Here is a 20,677-nt window from a genome sequence, read left to right as displayed (position 1 = left end):
CATACAAGGTCTCCTAGTATTAGGGGATCTTTTTTTGGCTTTAGGAAACTTATGAGAAACTGGAAATTTTGAAGTGGGCGCTTTGCACTTTTCTTATGTTAGAATATGTAGTACGAATGATTATCTACAAAAAAGGGGTTTCTTATGAATATCCATATTTTATATGAAGACAATCACTTGTTAATGGTGGAAAAACCAGTCAATGTACCTGTACAGAAAGATCGAAGTAATGATGAGGATTTTCTCACTATTTTAAAGGAAGATATCAAAATCCGTTATCAGAAGCCTGGTAATGTTTATTTAGGGCTAGTCCATCGGTTAGATCGACCAGTTGGTGGTGTGATGGTATTTGCGAAAACATCAAAGGCTGCATCCCGATTATCTGATACAATCCGAAAAAATGAATTAGATAAAACATATTTAGCTGTTGTCAGAGGGGTTCCGTCACCAGCTGAGGAATGGGTCGATTTTTTGTGGAAAGATCGTCGTCACAATATTGTCACGGTTTCGTCAAAAAATAATTCAAAAGCAAAAAAAGCGGTGCTTGATTATCAGCTTTTAGCTAGTGATAAAGGTTTGAGCTTGGTAAAAATTAATTTACATACCGGACGCCCACATCAAATTCGAGTTCAGTTTGCTTCACGTGGATATCCACTATATGGCGATCAGAAATACGGGAAAAAGGTAAACAAGCCTGGTCAGCAAATTGCGTTATGGTCGCACGAATTACGACTTATTCATCCGGTTCGTAAAGAGGAAATCAGTGCGGTGTCCTTTCCGCCTAATCAATTCCCATGGTCAAATTGGAAAACTCTGCTTACAAAAGAGAGAGAGGTAGAATAGTATGGAGTTTGGTGTGTATAGTTTATCTGAAATCTTAGAAGATCCGAAAGCAAAAGAAACAATAACAACAAAAGAACGAGTCGATATGTTAGTGGAAATGGCTCGATATGCAGATCAAATAGGCTTAGACCTATTTGGTGTAGGAGAGCATCATCGTCTGGATTACGCTGTTTCCTCGCCGCAAATGCTGCTTGCTGCTATTTCTCAGCAAACGAGTAAGATCAAATTAACAGCCTTGACCTCCTTATTAAATACAGCGGATCCCGTACGATTATTCGAAGATTTTGCGACCTTAGATTTGTTAGCGGGCGGTCGTGTGGAATTCACGGCAGGGAGAGGTGCATTTGTCGAATCTTTTCCATTGTTTGGTTACAGTGAAAAGGATTATGATGAACTCTTTGACGAACATTTACAACTATTTTTACAGCTGAATCAACAAGAAAGAGTAACATGGGAAGGTAGATACCGACCAGCTATACAAGCGGCAGAGATTGCGCCACGTCCACTACAGAACACGTTACCGATTTCGATCGGAGTTGGTGGAACGCTCGAGAGTGCCGAGCGAGCAGGGCGCAACGGCTGTGGTTTAACCATTGTGATGATTGGTGGAATTGCTAAAAAGTATCAACGATTAGTGCACCGTTATCATGAAGTCTATCAAGGGGAAAGTCCAGTAGTTGCGATTGCTGGTCATACAATGATTCGTGAAACAGAAACGGAGTTAGAACAGGACTTCTATCCCTATTATGCTAACTATTGGAAACATTTAACGAAACAAGGGATTGGTGGAGCAATGGGCGCTGCTCGAACAGATTTAGAATTTATCACAAGTAATGAATCGACGTTATTTGTAGGAACACCAGAACAAATCGTAGAAAAAATAATCTACCAACATCAATTGTTTCATCATGATCGATTTTACGCACAAGTTGATTTTGGTGGACAACCGATCGAATCAATCAAAGAAACGATGGATTTATTAGTCCATAAAGTTATACCTGAAGTAAATAGAAGATTGAAAGATACAACAAATAAATAATGGATTCGGCAATAACGCTCAAGTTCACCGTGAACTTGAGCGTTTACTGTTATGCTATCCTTTATTTTCTTGGTTGCAGCCATGCATCTAACACAAGATAGTAAACAGCAGTGGCAAAGGCTAAATGTAATACACTCCAGAACATATCTATCTTGGTTAAGATGGTGATAATACCAACTGTCACTTGGATAACAAATAAAACGAGCGCAATCAGTATAGAACGGTTGCGATAAATAAAAGTGACAAAAATGAGATATACAAAACTAATAAGAGCAAAAACTCTATGGATCGTTTGTATCCATTCTACTAAGGAGGTCGGCATAAATGTTCCGTGACAATCCAACCAACTACATGCTAGACCAATCGATGTGTGCTTGATATAGGCGCCCAATCCTATTGTGATGAGTAGGACTAATAACAATAATGGCAAATGTATGGGCTTCTTTTCATAAAAAAGGGTGTCATTTGTATGATGATAGAGATAAAGTAATAACCCAGAAAAAATCATGGCTAACACAAGATGCAGTGTCACAACAAGAGCAGGCAAATCCAGAATCACTACGACAGCCCCCGCTATAATTTGAAATAGGAGTAACAAATAACTGTGTAACGAAATAGTTTTAAGATGCTGATATCGTTTCTTCTTATGAATTTGTAGGACAATCTGGCTGAACAATAAAAACAAAATAAGTCCAATCACACGGTGGGCAAACTCGATTAAAGTATCACCCTGTAATTCGGGTATCACCGCTCCATTACATAACGGCCATTCCGGTCCACATCCCATTCCTGATTCGGATGATGCTACATAACCTCCAAAAACAATCAACATATACGTTAGGACAATCACTACAAGTAATTTAGTCTTCAACAAATCATTCCCTCCTTCTGCGATAACATATCATGTTTTGATAAACAAAAATGTGATATCAAACACTCATAGTGTAAAAAAGTGACCAAAATCACTTCTCTTTTAATTGATAATGACTATCATATAGATAGACTTCCATTGGTGGATGTCTTATCGACGATTAGCATTGTGATAAAGAGGGAAGGAGGGATAATGATGACGGAAGAATATGTGGAACTAGACGTCCGTGAAGATTTAGCGTTAAAAAAAGAACCATTCGATAAAATTATGGGAACTGTCAAAGGGTTAAAAGAGAATCAAGCTTTTATACTACATACGCCATTTAATCCGATACCATTGCATAAACTATTAGGACGTAAGGGATATATCTATCAAGCTGAGAAAATCGAAAGGAAACATTGGAAAGTCATCTATCGAAAAGAGGTGAAGGCTGATGATCATATTAGATAACAGAGGGATGGAGCCGCCTCAACCGATGATTCGCACCTTGAATCAATTAGAAACGATGACAGTTGGTGAAGTGTTGACCATTATCAATGATCGAAGACCAATGTTTTTATATGAAGAATTAGATGAACTGGGCTTTGATTATGTAACAGAACCCCAACAGGATGGCAGTTTTAAGATAATGATTACAAAGCGTGGTGAGTAAAATGATGACAACTGGAAACATCAAGAGTACGACCGATATTCGATTACCATTAAGTTTTATTGTTTTTGGCATAGTCGCTTTTGTAGTTGCACAGATTATCATTTTTTGGAACAGTACATCCATTTTACAAGGACATTTTCGCATACCTGGAATTTGGTCTGCAGCCCATCTATTGCTATTAGGATTTGCGATGATTGTTGCGATGGGGGCAATGTACCAACTTGTTCCTGTTGTGTTTTTAGCGAGTATTTGCCGACAAAAGCTAGCGTATTTCCCATTACTATTCAGTTGTTCTGGTGTGGTCATCTTTGTCGTTTTATTAGCAATAAGTCCCGCTCAATCCATTTATGGAGCAGTCATGGTTGTAATAGGGATTTGTATGTTTTTGCTCCAAATGGTTATTACACTTCGTCAAACAGAGAAAAAATCAATTATGTATGCCTTTGTAAAGACAGCACTAGTTATGCTCTTTTTGACCATAGCAGCAGGTTTTTTGCTTGCTTATAGTTTTGCAACAAAAGGTATACCGTTCCATGAATCGATTTTTTACACCCATATCTTGTTCGGAGTAGCGGGATGGTTTAGCCTGTTGATTTTCGGCTTTTCTTATAAATTGGTCCCTATGTTCAGTTTATCACATGATTATCCTACTCATTACGGCAAATATGCGATCTGCAGTTATAGCATGGGATTACTATTTGTATCTGTTTCGTTTTGGATACAAATAGCCTATGTACAAGTAATCGGTTTTTTGTTATTAGCAATTGGCTTCACATTATTTACCTATAATATGTACATCATCTACCGAAATCGTTTGAAAAGAAAGTTGGATAAAGCCTTTGTTTTTTCCTTGTTTGCCATTTTACTTGGGAACGTTATCCATATTATTGCTGTGATTTTAGTTGTTATCGATCTACAATCAGTCTTTCATTGGGGTATTCTTTTATTTAGTTATATTATGTGTTGGATTATTTTCAGTATTTTAGGTTATTTATATAAAATTGTCCCTTTTTTATGGTGGACCAAACAATACGCAGACAATATTGGGAAAGAAAAAGTACCGACTTTAAAAGAGATGATCAATGAAAAATTAGCAGTAATCCTTTTTGTGATTTTAACAATTAGTGTAGTGGTATTGATTGGATCGTTGTTAGCTCAAATTGGAGTAGGTGTGTGGATAGCACAAGGCGTTATGATGATTGTGTCAATGGTCTATGCGCTATCGATGATATTGGTTTTATTTAAATAGAGGAGTGGAAGCGATGGATCGTGAAGTGATAGAAGAAGCTTTGTATGAGGTAATAGATCCGGAATTAGCAATAAATATTGTTGATTTAGGGTTGGTCTATGACATTCAAATAGCTGAATCGAATGATGTTTTTATAAAAATGACATTAACGACACCAGGATGTCCTATGCATGATAGTATTGTAAATGGTGTCAAAAACCGATTACTGCAAATAGATGAAATAGAGAATGTTACCGTTGAATTAGTATGGGAGCCTGTATGGAATCCCTCACAGATGAGTTTAGAAGCCAAAAAGCAATTATTTGGTTAACATTATGAATTCCCCGCTACTTATGGTAGGATTAATGGATGAAAGCGGTTAAAGAGTTTGTTTAAAAAGTTACTTCTAAACTTTTTGAACACGCACTTAAAGGGGGATGTCATGAACTATAATAAAATTCGAATACCATTGCTGACGGTATTAGTTGTGATGATGATATTAGACTTAACAGGTGTTATTCATGTTCCAGCTATTGTTATTTTTATTATTGCAATTGCGTTACTGTGGTATAACATCCATATTCGAAGAAATGTATCGAATCAACATAATAAAAATAAGAAAAAGTAAGAAGAGGACAATCAAAAAATTGTCCTCTTTTTAGTTTGTTTTTGGCTAATATGGGAAAGTTAAAAAATAATATCGAATAGGAAGGTGTGAAAAACAATGAGACATCGACTGATTGATTGGCCGACATTTATTGGAGCATTTTTACTGTTACTAGCAGTAGTACTACCGCTTGTTTTATTTCCGGAAGAAGGAAAAGAAATTGTTGGTATGGCTAATACTTTTATGACCACTAATTTTGGTGTGCTGTATTTAGCGATGGGTCTCATTATATTTGCTTTTCTTTTATATGTTGCATTTAGTAAGAATGGTCACGTGAAATTGGGAGATGAAGGTCAAGAACCTGAATTTAATTCTTTTTCATGGGCCGCAATGTTATTTGCAGCAGGTATTGGTTCTAGTATTTTGTACTGGTCTGTTATTGAATGGGTATATTACTATCAAGGTCCTCCATTCGGTTTGGCAGGAGAATCAACGGAGGCAATTCAGTGGGCGACTGCCTATGGTATTTTTCACTGGGGACCGATAGCTTGGGCGATTTATACATTACCGGCATTACCAATCGCGTACTTTTTCTATGTTCGTAAGAAACCTGTATTAAAAGTAAGTGAAGCAGTAAGACCAGTTTTAGGCGGTTTGGTAGATGGACCATTAGGGAAAATTATCGATATTTTCTTTATTTTTGGATTGTTAGGTGGAGCAGGAACTACACTAGCTTTGGGAACTCCAATGATTGCAGAAGGAGTTCACTATTTGACAGGCTGGCCTGTTACCTTATGGTTACAAGCAGTTATCATGCTTGTCTGTACGACCATTTTTGCGGTAAGTGCCTACTCTGGTCTACGGAAAGGTATTAAGCTGTTAAGTGATATTAACTTATGGCTAGCACTTTTTATTCTAGCCTTTATTCTCGTACTTGGTCCTACCCGTTTCATTGTGGAGACAACCTTCAACTCTTTAGGGATTTTGTTAGATAACTTCTTTAAAATGGCAACATGGGTAGAACCGTTCGGAAATTTGGATGAGTTCACTGAATCTGGTTTCCCAGAAGCATGGACTGTCTTTTATTGGGCATGGTGGCTAGTATATGCACCGTTTGTTGGATTGTTTGTGGCCCGTATCTCGAGAGGGCGTACGATCCGTGAGATGATATTTGGTACGATGGTATACGGCACGTTAGGTTGTGTACTTTTCTTCGGGATCATGGGCAACTTTGGCTTGCATTTACAGTTAACAGGACAATTTGACGCAATGAGTTATATTAATGACTTTGGTGCACCAGCAACAATTATCGCGATTATTGGCCAACTTCCGCTTCCAGGATTAATGGTTGCAGCCTTTACAATTCTTGCAATCATTTTTCTAGCAACGACGTTTGATTCATCTTCGTTTATCTTAGCATCTGTTGCACAAAAAGAAGTAGAAAATGAACCACTGAGATGGAACCGACTATTCTGGGCATTTACATTATGTATTATGCCACTTACATTAATGTTCCTTGGTGGTTTGGATACTTTGCAGACAGCTAGTATTGTGGGAGGTTTTCCATTAATTTTCATTATGTTCTTATTAGCATGGTCATTTATGCGAGCATCGAATCGTGATATTACCGCATCCGATGATTATGAATCACCAACCATTTATATTAAACGTTGGAAAAAGAAAAAGAAAAAACGTTCCCCGTTAGAAGTATTAAAAGACCAAAATCCAGATCCACCAGAAGATTAAAAAGTTGCGATCAGCTCTGAGGCTGGTCGTGTTTTTTATAATATAGGAAAGCTATAATCCGCGGTATCAACGCATTTGTAAGCAGAGTAGCCATTTTGAAATAGCTTGTATAGGAAACCCATCGCTGCGGCTGTCCGCTTCCCTTTCCACGGGATTTTCGCCTAAGCTAACTTTGGTAAGCAAAGAGCGCTGACCAAAGTGGATCTTAGTCGAAAATCATCCCGTAGGAGTGGAAGTGGACGGCCTCCGCTATGAAACTGTTCTACAACGATTGTGACTGCTAACTTCTCGAGCTTTCTTAACCTGTGTAATAAAATTGAAATGTCAGCGAGTACATTCATTGTAGAGCATGAATTAGCGTAGGCGTCCGTTTCGACTCCTGTGGGATCAGCGTGATCTTCTTTACAAAAGTTAGCTGAAGAAACGCCCCACGGAAAGCGAAGTGGGCAAGCCGTAGCGGTTGTTACGCCCAATATCCATCTCAAAATAACTACTTTATATTTTGTTGGTCAATGAAAAGGACCGGGTGGGCTTTTCCCGGTTTTTCTTATTGTGGTGCTTAACATTGATCATAGCCGCTCTTTATAAGAAAGAAAATTTTTAACAGGTGTCTTTACACATGTATGATTATCTGTATAATAAGAATCATGACACGAAAGGATAGGTGAGAGAAGTGAATCAAAAAGAGAAGTTTTGGGGACTTATTATTTTGCTTGTTGTTATTCTTGGTTATGTGATTCCTTACACATTCCTCAGTGATGTCACGAAATGGTATGGCAGCTTTTTAGTTTGGTCAATCTTAGCAGTTATCACCATTTTGGCGAATTACTTCTTAACGACGGATTGGAGTGACGAGGAATGAGCACAACATTGGTTTGGTCAACGATTACTATTTATGTGGTGATTGCTATTGTCATTGCTTATTTATCAAGAAATGGCAGACAAAACAGTATGTCTGGATACTTTTTAGGAGAACGAAAATTAAATGGTTTTGTATCAGCTTTAAGTTATAGTGCTACGACTTATAGTGCTTTTATGTTAGTAGGACTGGCAGGCCTCACTTACAATGGTGGTGTCGGTGCCTTAGGGTTTGAAATTATTTATTTTATGGGGGTTTCCCTTGTTGCTATATTCGGTCCACGCTTTTGGCTAGTAGGTAATAAGTATGGCTATGTAACACCATCCGAAATGTTAGGTGACCGTTATCAGAATAGATGGGTAGCTATCGTTTCGGCGATTGCTAGTTGTTTATTTTTAATTCCATACAGCGCTGTTCAGTTAACAGGAATCGGCTATTTGCTGCAAGGTGTGACGAATGATGCGATCCCTTATACTACAGGTGTTATTATTGCAACGGTATTAGCACTGATCTTTTCTTATATTGCGGGGATTCGATCGGTGGCATGGACCGATTCCTTACAATCATTAATCATGATTATTACTTCTACTATTGTCGTCATTCTAATTGTCAATAGTTTAGGTGGTGTGAGTGGATTTTTTGCATCAATTGAAGCAAATGATCCACAAGCATTAGCCGTTCCGGGCAATGGTTTTTTTAATTTTTGGACGTTTTTAGGTTTAACGATACCGTGGTTTTTCTTTAGTATTTCCAACCCACAAGTAAGTCAGCGATTGTTTATGCCAGCTTCTTTAAAAAGTATGCGTCATATGTTAATGGGATTTTTAGTATTTGGACTTATATATACGGTTGTGTCTGTTGTCTGGGGCTTCTCAGCATCTATTCTATTCCCTGGTTTAGAAAATGCGGATTTAGCGACTCCGATGTTGTTATCTTCTGAAGTCGTTCCACCGATTTTAGGTGTGATCGTAATGGTTGGAATTATGGCTGCTGCAATTTCAACCATTGATTCGATTTTACTAACATTATCATCTTTATTTTCACGAGACGTATATCGTAATGTGAAGGGGGACGCAGACGATCGTAAGCAATTATTAATCGGTAAAATCGTTATTCCGGTAATTGCTGTATTAGCCTTTTTATTTGCTCAATTGGAGCTTGATTTAATTGCTGTTCTTTCAGTTGCTTCATCTGCCGGATTAATTGTGGTTGTTCCGGCGATCATCGGGACTTTCTTTTGGAAAAGAGGTACAGCAGCTGGAGTTATCGTCAGTGTTACCATTAGTAGTATTTTGGTGATTTATATAGAGGCAACTGGCGGATTATTACTCAGTTTGAAATCTGGTATCTGGGGAATTGTGGTTGCAACAGCTTTATTTATAGTAGTTAGTTTAATGACACAACCACCCGAACAAAAAGCAAATGAATTTATTGAATATGTAAAAGAACGAATGAAAAGCAAGAAGTAGTCAGTTATTACTGGCTGCTTCTTTACTTTTTATCAGTTATATCTTATACTTGTAAAGTTATTTATTTACCTAGGTAAATAAAATAGAAGGGAGTAAGAACATGGATACGAGTCGTTTGTTGCACTTATATCATCAAAAACTGCGAATGTTTCAAAATGAATTAAACATAACGTTAAAACAGTTTGGACTGTATCATTCTCAATGGACAATTCTATATACCTTATATCAAAAGGGGAAGATGACACAGACTGAAATATGGCAATATTTAAAGGTCGAAGCTCCAACCATCACGAGAACATTAGTAAGGATGGAGCAAAGCGGTTGGGTTGAGCGGAAAATCGGAACCGACAAACGAGAACGGATTGTCACATTAACGGAGAAAGCAACATCAACCTATCCGGAAATTATTCAAGCAGTGAAACAAACAGAAGAATTATTTTTGGGACCATTAACAGAACAGGAAAAACTTACTCTACAACACCTTCTAGAAAAACTATCAATAGAAAGAGATGAATAAGTATGTCCCAACCAAAAATATGGACGAAGAATTTTATAAGTATAGCGGCAGTGAATCTGTTTATTTTTATTACATTTTATACGTTACTAACCACATTACCATTGTATGTGATTGATAAGTGGGGAGCTACGGAAGCGCAAGGTGGTCTCGTTGTCACTGCCATGCTGTTGGCTGCGATATTGTTAAGACCATTTTCAGGTACCATTCTCGATATATTTGGCAAACGCAAAATGTTATTAATCAGTAGTATTCTATTTGCGATAACGATGATTTTTTATTTATTTGTAGACACTTTTATGACAATGCTGATACTTCGTTTTATTCACGGATTATCATTTGCAATTGTTACAACCGTAACATCCGCAATTGCTGCAGATATTGTACCAGCCAAAAGGCGTGGAGAAGGACTTGGATACTTTACAATGGCAATGAATTTAGCGGTTGTTTTTGGTCCCTTTATAGGTCTTACCGTAATCCAATTTACTTCGTATCATAACTTATTTCTTATGCTTAACCTGTTTACGGTTTTAAGTGTGATCTCTAGCTTGTTCGTTCAAGCGAATGAGGTAAAACCTACCGATCAGCCAAAAGGAACATCATCATTTAAGTTGAAAGAATTACTTGAAAAAGAAGCAGTCTCTATTTCCTTTATTGGCTTATTGATTGCTTTTGCTTATGCAAGCATTGTTTCCTTTATATCTGTTTATGGTAATGCACGTGAATTAGATCATGTATCCAATTACTTCTTTGTTGTGTTTGCAGTAACGATGCTTTTATCAAGACCATTTTTAGGGAAACAGTTCGATCTTCGAGGACCAAAGCCAGTCATTATTCCTTGTATGGTTTTATTTTCTTTAGGGTTATTCATGCTAAGCTTTTCTAATCAAGCGGTAACGTTTTTGATTGCTGCTGCTATAATTGGCGTCGGTTATGGCTCATTGTTGCCGTTTTTCTTAACGATAGCTGTCTCTAGGGTGAAGCAACATCGTACTGGACATGCAACAGCAACCTTTTATACTTTATATGATTTAGGGATCGCATTAGGCTCTTATATCCTCGGTATAGTTGTTAGTCTAATGGGCTTTACCAATATGTTTATTATGTTAGCTGTTTTTGTAGGATTGATTCTGTTTCTATTTTTCTATCTTAATCGGAGAGCATGATAAATTGTTTTTCCCTGTATCTTCTATTAAAATTATCATTAGAAGCAAATGAATTTAATAGGGGGTCTTAAATTGGCAGGTATTAAATATGAGATTATAGAAGAAGTCGCTGTTCTTTCAGAATCACCAAAAGGATGGCGAAAAGAAGTTAATCTTATCAGTTGGAATGATCGTGAACCAAAGTATGATATTCGTGATTGGTCGCCAGATCATGAAAAAATGGGCAAAGGCATAACTCTGACATCAGAGGAATGGCAAGCTTTAAAATTATTTGTGAAAGAGCAATGATTGTTTAATCCGGTCTCCTAAAAAAGGAACCGGTTTTTTTCTGTAACCATTATCTATGTTTTGTAATACGTATACAGCTACACTTTACATAATATAATTTTCTGCAAAAAAAATTAAGCTATCGTACAAAGGTCATGATAGGCGATTTGCCAGTGATTAGAAGCATTTAATACTTTCAAAACATCAAAAAAAGTTTGTCAGATTTTCTTACAAAAGTCATGACGATTTATTTCGGTCTATTGTAGGATTGTTAATAACAAAAGATGTTAAATAAAGTTACATGGAAAAGGGGAAATGAAAAATGGCAACAATTGCTCCAGAGAAAACAGTGGACACTGTCTCGCAACTAGAAACGATTAAAGAAGAAATCAAAACAAAACATGTAGAATTACTACATTTACAATTTGTTGATATCGAAGGAACATTAAAACAGGTGACGGTAACAGCAGAACAATTAGATGATGTTGTCGAAGGAAAAACGATGTTCGACGGTTCATCTATTACAGGGTTTACACCGATTAATAAATCAGACTTATACCTATTACCAGATCTAAACTCATTCGCAGTATTACCGTGGACAGAAGAACCAGATTACTCAGAAGCACGTTTTTTATGCAGTGTCACAAATCCTGATGGTTCTTTGTTCGAAGGAGATCCGCGAAATATTCTAAAAAAAACAATAGATGACGCTAAAGAAAAAGGCTTTTCGGTTAATGTAGGTCCAGAATTAGAGTTCTTTTTATTTGAAGCAGATGAAAAAGGACAGCCAACTCAACAAGTACATGACCAAGGTGGCTATTTCGAACCAGCTCCATACGATTTAGGTGAACGTGTTCGTTTGGAAATCTATAAAACTTTGAAAAAGATGGGCTTTACCATTGAAGCTTCTCACCATGAAGTGGCGCAAGGGCAACACGAAATTAACTTTAAATTCGATGATGCACTGACAACTGCAGATAATGCTACTACATTTAAATGGGTTGTAAAAACTGTAGCACAGCAATTCGGTCTACGCGCTACATTCATGCCAAAACCGGTATTTGGTGAAAATGGTAACGGCATGCACGTGAACATGTCGCTATTCGATGAGAAAGCAGGGAAGAATGCTTTTTATGATGAGTCTGATTCTCGTGAGTTATCTGAAACAGCCTATTCATTTATCGCTGGTTTGTTACATCACGTACCATCATTTGTTGCATTTACAAATCCGTTAGTAAACTCTTATAAACGTCTAGTACCAGGTTATGAAGCACCTTGTTATATCGCATGGTCTGCGTCTAACCGTTCTGCATTAGTTCGTATTCCAGCTACGCGTGGCGCGGGAACTCGTGTTGAAATTCGTTGTCCAGATCCAAGCGCTAACCCTTACTACGCTTATGCTAGTATTGCAGCGGCTGGTATCGATGGTGTAGAAAAATCATTACAAGCACCTACAGAAACAGTAGATGATATCTTTAGCATGAGTGATGAAGAACGTGAAGAGCGTGGTATTGAAAACTTACCGACAACATTAGGTGAGTCCATTCAAGCATTAAAAACGGGTGAAATTGGTAAAAAAGTTCTTGGTGACTATGCGTTAAATGAATACTTATCATTGAAACAAGATGAGTGGGATAGTTATCGTATAGCCGTTACAGAATGGGAATTAGATCGATATCAAGCGAAATTTTAATCGAAGTAGTGAATAGTCTGAATTCCAATCGGATTCAGACTATTTTTTTTGAATAAAACAATATGTGCGGTTACAATTAATGTAAAGAGAGGGGAATCAAGATGGATCCTTTAGATATAATGATGCATGTAGATAAAGTGAAGCCTTATTTCCAAGCAATTTTCAGTGCGGATAGTCATGAAGTGACTGGTTATGAAGTGTTAGGTAGATTGGAAATAGATAATCAAGTTATTCCTTTAGGTTCATTTTTCCATGATACGAATGTTCCCGATGATTTCAAAATGGAAATCGATCAAAAGGTTCAAGACATGGCATTAAAACAGTATGTTGAGCAAGGAATGGATGAGCACTTGTATTTGAACGTGCATGCGAATTATTTTCTCTTAGATAAGGAAGATCAGTTTCTAAATCATCTGTTAAAGTATCAGGAAAAAGGTCTTGATCTTTCCAAAATTGTAATCGAAATAACGGAGCATCAATTTCGAGGAGATATTGAACTGGTGACACACACATTCAAATATTTAAAAACGATGGGTGTGAAAGTAGCTATTGATGATCTAGGAACAGGAACAAGTAATTTAGATCGGATTAGCCTCATGGAACCAGATATTTTAAAAGTTGATTTGCAAGCCCTTCAAAGTGAATCAAATTCTAATGGTTTTCATGGCATCATTTATTCCCTATCATTACTTGCGCGTAAACTTGGAGCCGAATTATTATTTGACGGTATTACGTCCAATTATCACTTTCATTATGCATGGAGGAATAATGGCCGGTTTTACCAAGGAAGCTTTCTCGCCGAAACTTCTGATACCTTCGTGGCAAAAGACGTATTGAAAGAACGTTTTCGTCAAAATATTCAACAGTTTATTGAGGTGGAAAGATCCAAACTAACTACTAAATATCAGCTGACAGCCACACTAAATCAACAGGTTCAAGAAAAATGGCAGCTAGTGAAGAAGAATAAGAGTTTAGATGAACAAGTTGATAGTCTAGCAAAAGAAATGGAACATATCTTTTTTCGAATTTATGTAACAGATGAAGATGGGTTTCAGAAAACTGTTAACCTTGTTCATATGGATCAAGGCTGGGTCTGGGATGAGACGATTAAAGGGAAAAATTGGAGTTGGCGTCCGTATTTTATTGAAAATGTTATTCGTATGAAAGAAGATCAAGCTGGGATTCTTTCTGATCTTTACAATGATATCGAAACAGGTGACAGGATTCGTACTTTTTCCTATCCGTTAGCTGATTCCTTGTATTTATTTATGGATGTTTCGCCGATGTATATGGATGAGAATGAAGATTTGTTGTGGTAACTGAAACCATCAAAGGACAAAGTAGTACACAAGATAATCAACTGATAAACCTCCATGCAAAATGGAGGTTTTTTATCGATAAAAACAGTTGTTGTGTGGATCTGTTTTGATAGCATTGCAGCCGATTATGATGAAGGCAAACAACTGGTATAAAGATCCTTCCCAACAATAGCATTAATCAAAGGTAGCTATATGTGATCAGGTGCTCAAAATTAATTATTTTATTTGCTTGCAAAAAAGTGATAAAAGGATAAAAAAGTGATAAAAAACTGCTATAATCCTGATAAGAATAGGTCTTTCGCCATTAATCAGTTTAATGACAAAAAATGAATATTGTAGGAAAAATGAAAGCGTTTTATATTTTATTTAAGCCGTTACAGGATGTGACGAGATTAAATAGGTGGGGGTGAATAACTCATCACGATTTCACTAAAGAGTTTATTATTTAATTATGATGAAAAAGGGGAGGAATTAGAATTGAAAATGAAAAAGAGTCTTTTATTGTTATTATTTAGTTTATTTCTTAGTTCCATATTAGTAGCGTGTAGTGACGATAGTGATACTAGTAGTTCTACAGATGAGAGTGGAGACGATGCACCATCTGAAACCAACTCAGGTGATGGATCTGAAGATGCATTCGACATCTCCATTATGACGACATCTCATTCACCAGAACCTCCAGGAAATGATAGTCCTGTTGTAGAAGCGATAGGAGAATTTACTAATACCAATTTAGATATTACCTTTGTTCCAAATAGTAATTATGATGAACGCTTTAATATCACACTTGCATCTGGAGATCTACCATCATTAATCTTAACAGGAAAAACTTCGAGTTTTATAAATGCTGTTCATGATGGTGCATTTTGGGATTTAACAGATTATCTTGACGATTATGAAAATTTAAGTCAAATGAATGATATTGTGCTTAATAATATCTCCATTGATGGGCGAATTTATGGAATTTACCGTTCCAGACCATTAGGACGTATGGCTGTTTCAATTAGACAAGATTGGCTCGATAACTTAGGGCTGGAAACACCGACTACTATTGATGAATTCTATGATGTGATGTATGCCTTTACACATGATGATCCTGATGGAAATGGACAAGACGATACACTCGGTACAATTGTTTCAGAATATGAAGGCCCATGGGATATCATGCAAACATGGTTTGGTGTTCCTAATAAATGGGGGATTGCAGATGATGGTTCACTCTATCCTCACTTCCAAGATCCTAACTATCGAGATGCCTTAGATTTCTTTAAAAAAATGTATGATGAAGGGTTAGTAAATGAAGATTTTGCGGTAATGGACCCAGCCAAATGGCATGATGCATTTGTGAACGGAGAAGCAGGAACCATTGTCGACGTAGTAGATGCTGCAAGTAGAAACCAAGATCAAATGATTGATGCAGACCCATCATTAGAAGGGGCGGTTGATGTATTTGGCACTGTAGAGGGACCAAATGGATTATTTAATCTGCCTACTTCCGGATATAACATGATGTATGCTATTTCTAAACAGGCTGTTGAAACGGAAGAAGAGCTGCATAAAGTATTACAATTTATGGATGATATGAGTACCGAAGAAGGTCAAACTCTAGCGTTTAATGGTATTGAAGGTAGACATTATGAAATGGAAGATGGTGTTTACACACCAACGACTGATCAGTCATTGATTTATGAACATGAAGATACCAATCAATTGTTAACCTTTGTGCCAGAAGATCGTTATTTAGAAAAACCACTTCAAGAACTGGAAGAAAAAGAAGAAGAAGTATTAGAAGCAAATGAAGAAATAGTTGTCGGAAACCCTGCTGAACCGTTCGTTTCTGAGATTTATAGTCGTCAAGGTGAACAATTGGATAACATTATCTTAGATGCAAAAATCCAATATATTGTTGGCCAAATTGATGAAGCCGGATTAGATGAAGCGGAAGAATTGTGGATGAATTCAGGTGGTAAAGAGTATATAGAAGAAATAAATGAACTATATCAAGCAACACAATAATTTCTTATAATGTTGGATTGGATATCTGTTGTCTACGCTTGATAGCGTAAATAACAGATATCCGCTTATTAAGGGGGGAAACCATTGGCACAGCTAAGTATGAAGTCTAAAAAAGCAAAAAACGATGTCGTTGTCTCGGCAAGTCAATTAACGAATATGCAAAGAATATTGCGTGATAAATGGCTATATTTTTTATTAATTCCAGGTGCTTTATATTTTATTCTCTTTAAATATTTACCCATGTGGGGAGTATTGATGGCCTTTCAAGACTATTCACCATTTAGAGGCTTTTGGGCTAGTGATTGGGTTGGTTTTGACCATTTTATCAACTTCTTTCAGAACCCTGACTTTATAAGGCTTCTACGTAACACCTTAATTTTAGCTCTATATGATCTGATATTCTTCTTTCCCGCTCCCATTATTGTAGCTTTACTATTAAATGAAGTCAGAATGCAATTTTTTAAACGGACAATACAAACATTGGTTTATGTACCTCACTTTATGTCATGGGTTATTATTGCTAGTATTACGTACGTTTTTTTAACTACTAGTGGTGGCGCGGTCAACGCAGTGGTAGAATTTTTTACCGGTGAGAAAATTAATTTTCTTTCGAGTCCAGACTGGTTCCGGCCCATGATTATTGCGCAAGTTATTTGGAAAGAAACAGGCTGGGGAACGGTTATCTTTTTAGCTGCACTAGCAAGTGTTAGTGCCGAACAATATGAGGCAGCAATCATGGATGGTGCGGGTCGCTTCAGAAGAATGTGGCACGTCACCTTACCAGCATTAAGAAGTACCATTGTCATTTTATTAATATTACGATTAGGGAATTTTTTAGACCAAGGTTTCCAGCAAATCTACTTAATGACCAATTCATTAAACAGAGATGTTGCAGATGTATTTGACACGTATGTTTATTTTGTTGGTATAACTCAAGGTATGTTTAGTTATAGTACAGCTGTTGGCCTGTTTAAAGCAGTTGTTGGGATTATCCTGATATATGGTGCAGATTATTTTGCCAAGAAAATGGGGCAAACAGGTCTATTCTAATAGAAGTGTCAATCAAAGGGGGAAGCTCGCATGCACAAAATGCACAATACTCCATTAGGACGAGTATTTGATGTGTTTAACCATATCGTATTAATATTAATGGGGTTAGTAACATTTATACCATTTGTTTATGTAATCGCTGCATCGTTTGCTACTGAGGCAGAAATAGCAGCCAGACCTTTTTTTCTAGTACCTGAAACGATTACTACTGCGGCATATGATTATATATTTTCGACCAATACATTTGTTCGTAGTATCGGGGTTTCTGTGCTAGTCACCGTATTAGGTACATTAGTAAGTTTGTTATTAACGATGTCTATGGCTTATCCAATATCTAGAAAAAATTTGTTAGGGCGTAATATTATCTTAAATTTGGTTGTGTTTACGATGGTATTCAATGGTGGTATGATTCCAACCTATATCGTTGTTCGAAGTTTAGGATTATTAGATTCATTATGGGCATTAATATTACCGGTCGCGATCAATCCATTTTATCTGATCATTGTCAAAAGTTTCTTTCAAAACCTTCCAACAGAATTGGAAGAGGCAGCTCGTATTGATGGCTGTTCAGATATGGGGGTGTTTTGGAGAATTGTCATTCCGCTATCCAAACCAGTAATCGCCACATTTACGCTGTTCTATGCGGTATTTTACTGGAATGATTTCTTCAATGCCTTACTATATATTAGTGATAGTGCAAAATGGCCGGTACAATTATTATTACAACAATTAATAATGGTCGCCAATGTAGATTTTGGTACAATGGATACGATGTTAACGGATCCACCGGAAGAGTCTTTGAAAATGGCAGTAGTAGTAGTAGCAACACTTCCGATTCTTGTGTTCTACCCATTTTTGCAAAAACATTTCGCAAAAGGAATTTTACTAGGATCTGTGAAAGGATAATATAGTTCAATTTTCCTTAATTCTTCTTTATACCATGATAACGCTTACAAAATGTGATATGCTTATAGGAATAAGAGGTGGGCGTAAATGAATTTTTGGACAAAGATTAGAAGTTGGATCGTTAACCGGTGGAGTAGTAAGTATTTTCGCAGAAGCTTTTTAATGATTCTTTTTATCACTTCCATACCAGGTATTGTTTCCGCCATTGGAATTTATACGTTTGGATTATATTCTACGGAAGAAGAATTACGAAAAATTCATGTGGAGGAAATTACTGATCGTGCCCAGAACATTGATGATCAATTTAACTATCTAGAAGAATCATTAAGTTATTGGGCTTTTGAACCGATTTTTAATTCTCAGTTAACAAATATGGATTATGTCAGCGAATTTCAGAAAACGAGAGACTTGAAGCAAAAGTTACTGATATTACAAGGGAGTCATCCGTTAATTGATGAAGTAGAGCTTTTCGTAAATGGTCGAGAACCGATATTATTGTCACCATACTTAAGTTTTATCAAGGATCACAATATGGAAGATGCTTACCAATCATTACTATTGGGCAGTCAGAATGTTACCTGGGACCAGGAAGAACAGTTTATTGAAAATACTAAGTACACGAATGATATTGTTCTAACACACCAAATACCTGGTGTTGCTAATCATCCATTCGGTGCTATTATTGTGAAAATTGATAAACAGAAGTTGGCTTCATTAATCGAAACGTTAACTCCATATAGCGACGGTTTTACAATGTTATTTAATCAGGAAAATGAAGTACTACTATCTACGGCAGAAAGTAATCATGAGGATTTAGCGAATGTTTTATCTAATGAACTTAACAAAAACCAACATAGTAGTAGTTCCTTTCAATTAGATTGGGAGGATGAAACTTTTTCGGTTTCATCCGGGCAGTTTGATCGAATTGGCTCAACATGGACTTATGTTTCGGCGGCGCCAATAACTGCTATTACATCCCCTATCGTTACCATATCGAAAGTAATCATGGTCGCTAGCTTGTCGATATTAATTTTAGCATTTTTGATGACTTGGTTTGCATCTAATCGATTATATAAACCGGTTCGTAATTTGGTCAATTCACTTACAACCCCAGACAAACAGAAAGTAAAGACAGATGAGTTTAAACAAATTCATGAGCAGTTTCATGCCTTGACAGACGAAAGGCGTCATTTAGAAAAAAGGTTATCAGAACAAATACCACAATTAAGGCAAAATTTCTTAGTTCAATTAACAAAGGGATACTTATACGATTACAGCGAAAACGCTTTAAAACAAAGGATGGCGAAATACGGTTGGAATGTGAAGGATCATACGTTTGTCCTTTTAGATATTCAGCTTACAGGGATGTATGACGCAGATAAAATAAATGAAGAGGATGACAGCTTGTTAACATTCGCAATGGCTAATATCGCAGAAGATATTACGAAAGAACAATTTCAACAATACACCATTTTAAATAATTATGACCTATCAGCGGGAATCTTTCTAATCGTTCCTAACACTAAAGAGAGTTTACCAACATCGCTGCATAAGTTAGCAGAGAATATTACAGAAGCTATAAATAAGGTGTTAGCCTTGAAGGTGACGATAACGATTAGTTCTAAAACAGAGCAAGTGAAACAAATCAGTCATTTGTTTGAGGAAATAGGGCGTGGAAAAAGATACCGGGAGTTTGAAAATCAAAATCAAATTATCCATTTAAATGAATTGCAGGAAAGAGAATATAAGAAGAAGTTGTATTATCCGTTCGAATTGGAAAAGGAGATTATTCAATGTATAAGAAGAGGTCGTACGAAGGAAGCGGAAGCATTTATTCGTCAATTTTTCAATTATTTAGTTGAAAACGGTAATAAAGAATTAAATGTGCAAGCTAGTATTATGCAATTATATAGTACGATTCAACATGAAATATTACATTCTGGCATTGATCCTACTGTACTGTATAATGGGAGAAATATGTATGAAGAGCTTGCACAAATACGAGAAAGAGAATGGATTGTTAGATGGTTAGTAGATAAGGTGATACAACCATATGTTGATTTTGTAGAGAATAATATGAATATTGAAATGAAACAGCTAGTAGATGAGGTTACATTATATATACATGAACATTATATGGAAGATATCTCCTTAGAAAGTTGTGCGGATCAAGCTGATACGACTGCATATACATTAAGTAAAGCATTTAAAAAAGTGTTAGGTATTAATTTTATTGACTACCTAACAAGGATACGCCTTGATCAAGCGAAAGAATTATTATTGAATTCCAACTCGAAAATTAATGAAATAGCAGAAAGTGTAGGATATCGCCACAGTTATTTTAATCGTATTTTCAAAAAACATATAGGTGTACCTCCAAGTCAGTATAGAAAAATAAAATCAAATAGCTCTTAAATATATAGAGGGGGAAT

At 36.5% G+C, this 20,677-nt stretch carries 20 protein-coding genes; 19 read left to right on the top strand and 1 reads right to left on the bottom strand.

Annotated features, from left to right (window positions below; genetic code table 11):
* Nucleotides 1-144 precede the first annotated feature (144 nt).
* The gene (locus D569_RS0114030) at nt 145-843 is read left to right on the top strand and encodes an RluA family pseudouridine synthase (protein WP_018933068.1); all 699 of its coding nucleotides are present in this window, start codon (nt 145-147) and stop codon (nt 841-843) included.
* Between the two features lies 1 nt (nt 844).
* A complete protein-coding gene (locus D569_RS0114025) occupies nt 845-1,882 on the top strand; it encodes an LLM class flavin-dependent oxidoreductase (RefSeq protein ID WP_018933067.1) in 1,038 nt (345 codons plus the stop codon).
* Nucleotides 1,883-1,943: 61 nt separating this feature from the next.
* Here the strand turns inward: D569_RS0114025 and D569_RS22925 are convergent, their stop codons facing one another.
* The gene (locus D569_RS22925) at nt 1,944-2,756 is read right to left on the bottom strand and encodes a COX15/CtaA family protein (protein ID WP_018933066.1); all 813 of its coding nucleotides are present in this window, start codon (nt 2,754-2,756) and stop codon (nt 1,944-1,946) included.
* A 192-nt stretch (nt 2,757-2,948) separates the two neighbouring features.
* On the opposite strand from D569_RS22925, the gene D569_RS0114015 reads away from it, so the two are divergent.
* The 17 genes from D569_RS0114015 (at nt 2,949) to D569_RS0113935 (ending at nt 20,660) form a co-directional block, all read left to right on the top strand.
* The gene (locus D569_RS0114015; RefSeq protein ID WP_018933065.1) at nt 2,949-3,203 is read left to right on the top strand and encodes a DUF2249 domain-containing protein; all 255 of its coding nucleotides are present in this window, start codon (nt 2,949-2,951) and stop codon (nt 3,201-3,203) included.
* Nucleotides 3,190-3,405: a DUF2249 domain-containing protein gene (locus D569_RS0114010; RefSeq protein ID WP_026287334.1), complete on the top strand. Its 216-nt coding sequence runs from the start codon at nt 3,190-3,192 to the stop codon at nt 3,403-3,405. Before D569_RS0114015 ends, D569_RS0114010 begins: the two co-directional genes overlap by 14 nt.
* A gap of 1 nt (nt 3,406) precedes the next feature.
* Complete coding sequence (locus D569_RS0114005; RefSeq protein ID WP_051084520.1) at nt 3,407-4,654, top strand: hypothetical protein; 1,248 nt, start codon at nt 3,407-3,409, stop codon at nt 4,652-4,654.
* A gap of 13 nt (nt 4,655-4,667) precedes the next feature.
* A complete protein-coding gene (locus D569_RS0114000; protein ID WP_018933062.1) occupies nt 4,668-4,964 on the top strand; it encodes a metal-sulfur cluster assembly factor in 297 nt (98 codons plus the stop codon).
* A 111-nt stretch (nt 4,965-5,075) separates the two neighbouring features.
* Nucleotides 5,076-5,261 carry a hypothetical protein gene (locus D569_RS0113995; RefSeq protein WP_018933061.1) on the top strand — a complete coding sequence of 62 codons (186 nt, stop codon included), beginning with the start codon at nt 5,076-5,078 and terminating at the stop codon, nt 5,259-5,261.
* Between the two features lie 96 nt (nt 5,262-5,357).
* Entirely contained in the window at nt 5,358-6,986 is a 1,629-nt protein-coding gene (locus tag D569_RS0113990; RefSeq protein ID WP_018933060.1) for a BCCT family transporter, read from the top strand.
* Between the two features lie 673 nt (nt 6,987-7,659).
* Nucleotides 7,660-7,848 (top strand): hypothetical protein, encoded by a 189-nt coding sequence (locus tag D569_RS0113985; protein ID WP_018933059.1) that lies wholly within the window; start codon nt 7,660-7,662, stop codon nt 7,846-7,848.
* Nucleotides 7,845-9,314, top strand: coding sequence for a sodium:solute symporter family protein (locus D569_RS0113980; RefSeq protein WP_018933058.1), 1,470 nt, complete (start codon nt 7,845-7,847; stop codon nt 9,312-9,314). The genes D569_RS0113985 and D569_RS0113980 overlap by 4 nt, the downstream gene beginning before the upstream one ends.
* Nucleotides 9,315-9,414: 100 nt before the next feature.
* Nucleotides 9,415-9,831: a MarR family winged helix-turn-helix transcriptional regulator gene (locus tag D569_RS0113975; RefSeq protein WP_018933057.1), complete on the top strand. Its 417-nt coding sequence runs from the start codon at nt 9,415-9,417 to the stop codon at nt 9,829-9,831.
* 2 nt (nt 9,832-9,833) lie between these two features.
* Entirely contained in the window at nt 9,834-10,994 is a 1,161-nt protein-coding gene (locus tag D569_RS0113970; RefSeq protein WP_018933056.1) for an MFS transporter, read from the top strand.
* Between the two features lie 72 nt (nt 10,995-11,066).
* Nucleotides 11,067-11,282, top strand: coding sequence for a YdbC family protein (locus tag D569_RS0113965; protein WP_018933055.1), 216 nt, complete (start codon nt 11,067-11,069; stop codon nt 11,280-11,282).
* A gap of 301 nt (nt 11,283-11,583) precedes the next feature.
* Nucleotides 11,584-12,954, top strand: a complete 1,371-nt coding sequence (glnA, locus tag D569_RS0113960; RefSeq protein WP_018933054.1) for a type I glutamate--ammonia ligase — start codon at nt 11,584-11,586, stop codon at nt 12,952-12,954.
* Between the two features lie 101 nt (nt 12,955-13,055).
* A complete protein-coding gene (locus tag D569_RS0113955) occupies nt 13,056-14,273 on the top strand; it encodes an EAL domain-containing protein (protein WP_018933053.1) in 1,218 nt (405 codons plus the stop codon).
* A gap of 483 nt (nt 14,274-14,756) precedes the next feature.
* A complete protein-coding gene (locus D569_RS0113950) occupies nt 14,757-16,289 on the top strand; it encodes an extracellular solute-binding protein (RefSeq protein WP_033405008.1) in 1,533 nt (510 codons plus the stop codon).
* 156 nt (nt 16,290-16,445) lie between these two features.
* Nucleotides 16,446-17,339, top strand: coding sequence for an ABC transporter permease (locus D569_RS0113945; RefSeq protein WP_245548507.1), 894 nt, complete (start codon nt 16,446-16,448; stop codon nt 17,337-17,339).
* A 30-nt stretch (nt 17,340-17,369) separates the two neighbouring features.
* Nucleotides 17,370-18,245, top strand: a complete 876-nt coding sequence (locus D569_RS0113940; protein WP_018933050.1) for a carbohydrate ABC transporter permease — start codon at nt 17,370-17,372, stop codon at nt 18,243-18,245.
* Between the two features lie 87 nt (nt 18,246-18,332).
* On the top strand, nt 18,333-20,660 hold the full coding sequence (locus tag D569_RS0113935) for an AraC family transcriptional regulator (protein ID WP_018933049.1): 2,328 nt from the start codon (nt 18,333-18,335) through the stop codon (nt 20,658-20,660).
* Nucleotides 20,661-20,677 lie beyond the last annotated feature (17 nt).

Origin of the sequence: Gracilibacillus lacisalsi DSM 19029 (assembly GCF_000377765.1) — a bacterium.
GTDB classification, from domain to species: Bacteria; Bacillota; Bacilli; order Bacillales; family Amphibacillaceae; genus Gracilibacillus; species Gracilibacillus lacisalsi.
The sequence above is the reverse complement of the archived record's forward strand: the minus strand, read 5'-3'. Positions and strand labels throughout refer to the sequence as shown.

Coding starts and splice junctions, on each gene's coding strand:
- D569_RS0114030 (WP_018933068.1), top strand. CDS start 145: ATGAATATCCATATTTTATATGAAGACAATCACTTGTTAATGGTGGAA.
- D569_RS0114025 (WP_018933067.1), top strand. CDS start 845: ATGGAGTTTGGTGTGTATAGTTTATCTGAAATCTTAGAAGATCCGAAA.
- D569_RS0114015 (WP_018933065.1), top strand. CDS start 2,949: ATGACGGAAGAATATGTGGAACTAGACGTCCGTGAAGATTTAGCGTTA.
- D569_RS0114005 (WP_051084520.1), top strand. CDS start 3,407: ATGATGACAACTGGAAACATCAAGAGTACGACCGATATTCGATTACCA.
- D569_RS0114000 (WP_018933062.1), top strand. CDS start 4,668: ATGGATCGTGAAGTGATAGAAGAAGCTTTGTATGAGGTAATAGATCCG.
- D569_RS0113995 (WP_018933061.1), top strand. CDS start 5,076: ATGAACTATAATAAAATTCGAATACCATTGCTGACGGTATTAGTTGTG.
- D569_RS0113990 (WP_018933060.1), top strand. CDS start 5,358: ATGAGACATCGACTGATTGATTGGCCGACATTTATTGGAGCATTTTTA.
- D569_RS0113980 (WP_018933058.1), top strand. CDS start 7,845: ATGAGCACAACATTGGTTTGGTCAACGATTACTATTTATGTGGTGATT.
- D569_RS0113975 (WP_018933057.1), top strand. CDS start 9,415: ATGGATACGAGTCGTTTGTTGCACTTATATCATCAAAAACTGCGAATG.
- D569_RS0113970 (WP_018933056.1), top strand. CDS start 9,834: ATGTCCCAACCAAAAATATGGACGAAGAATTTTATAAGTATAGCGGCA.
- glnA (WP_018933054.1), top strand. CDS start 11,584: ATGGCAACAATTGCTCCAGAGAAAACAGTGGACACTGTCTCGCAACTA.
- D569_RS0113955 (WP_018933053.1), top strand. CDS start 13,056: ATGGATCCTTTAGATATAATGATGCATGTAGATAAAGTGAAGCCTTAT.
- D569_RS0113950 (WP_033405008.1), top strand. CDS start 14,757: ATGAAAAAGAGTCTTTTATTGTTATTATTTAGTTTATTTCTTAGTTCC.
- D569_RS0113945 (WP_245548507.1), top strand. CDS start 16,446: ATGCAAAGAATATTGCGTGATAAATGGCTATATTTTTTATTAATTCCA.
- D569_RS0113940 (WP_018933050.1), top strand. CDS start 17,370: ATGCACAAAATGCACAATACTCCATTAGGACGAGTATTTGATGTGTTT.
- D569_RS0113935 (WP_018933049.1), top strand. CDS start 18,333: ATGAATTTTTGGACAAAGATTAGAAGTTGGATCGTTAACCGGTGGAGT.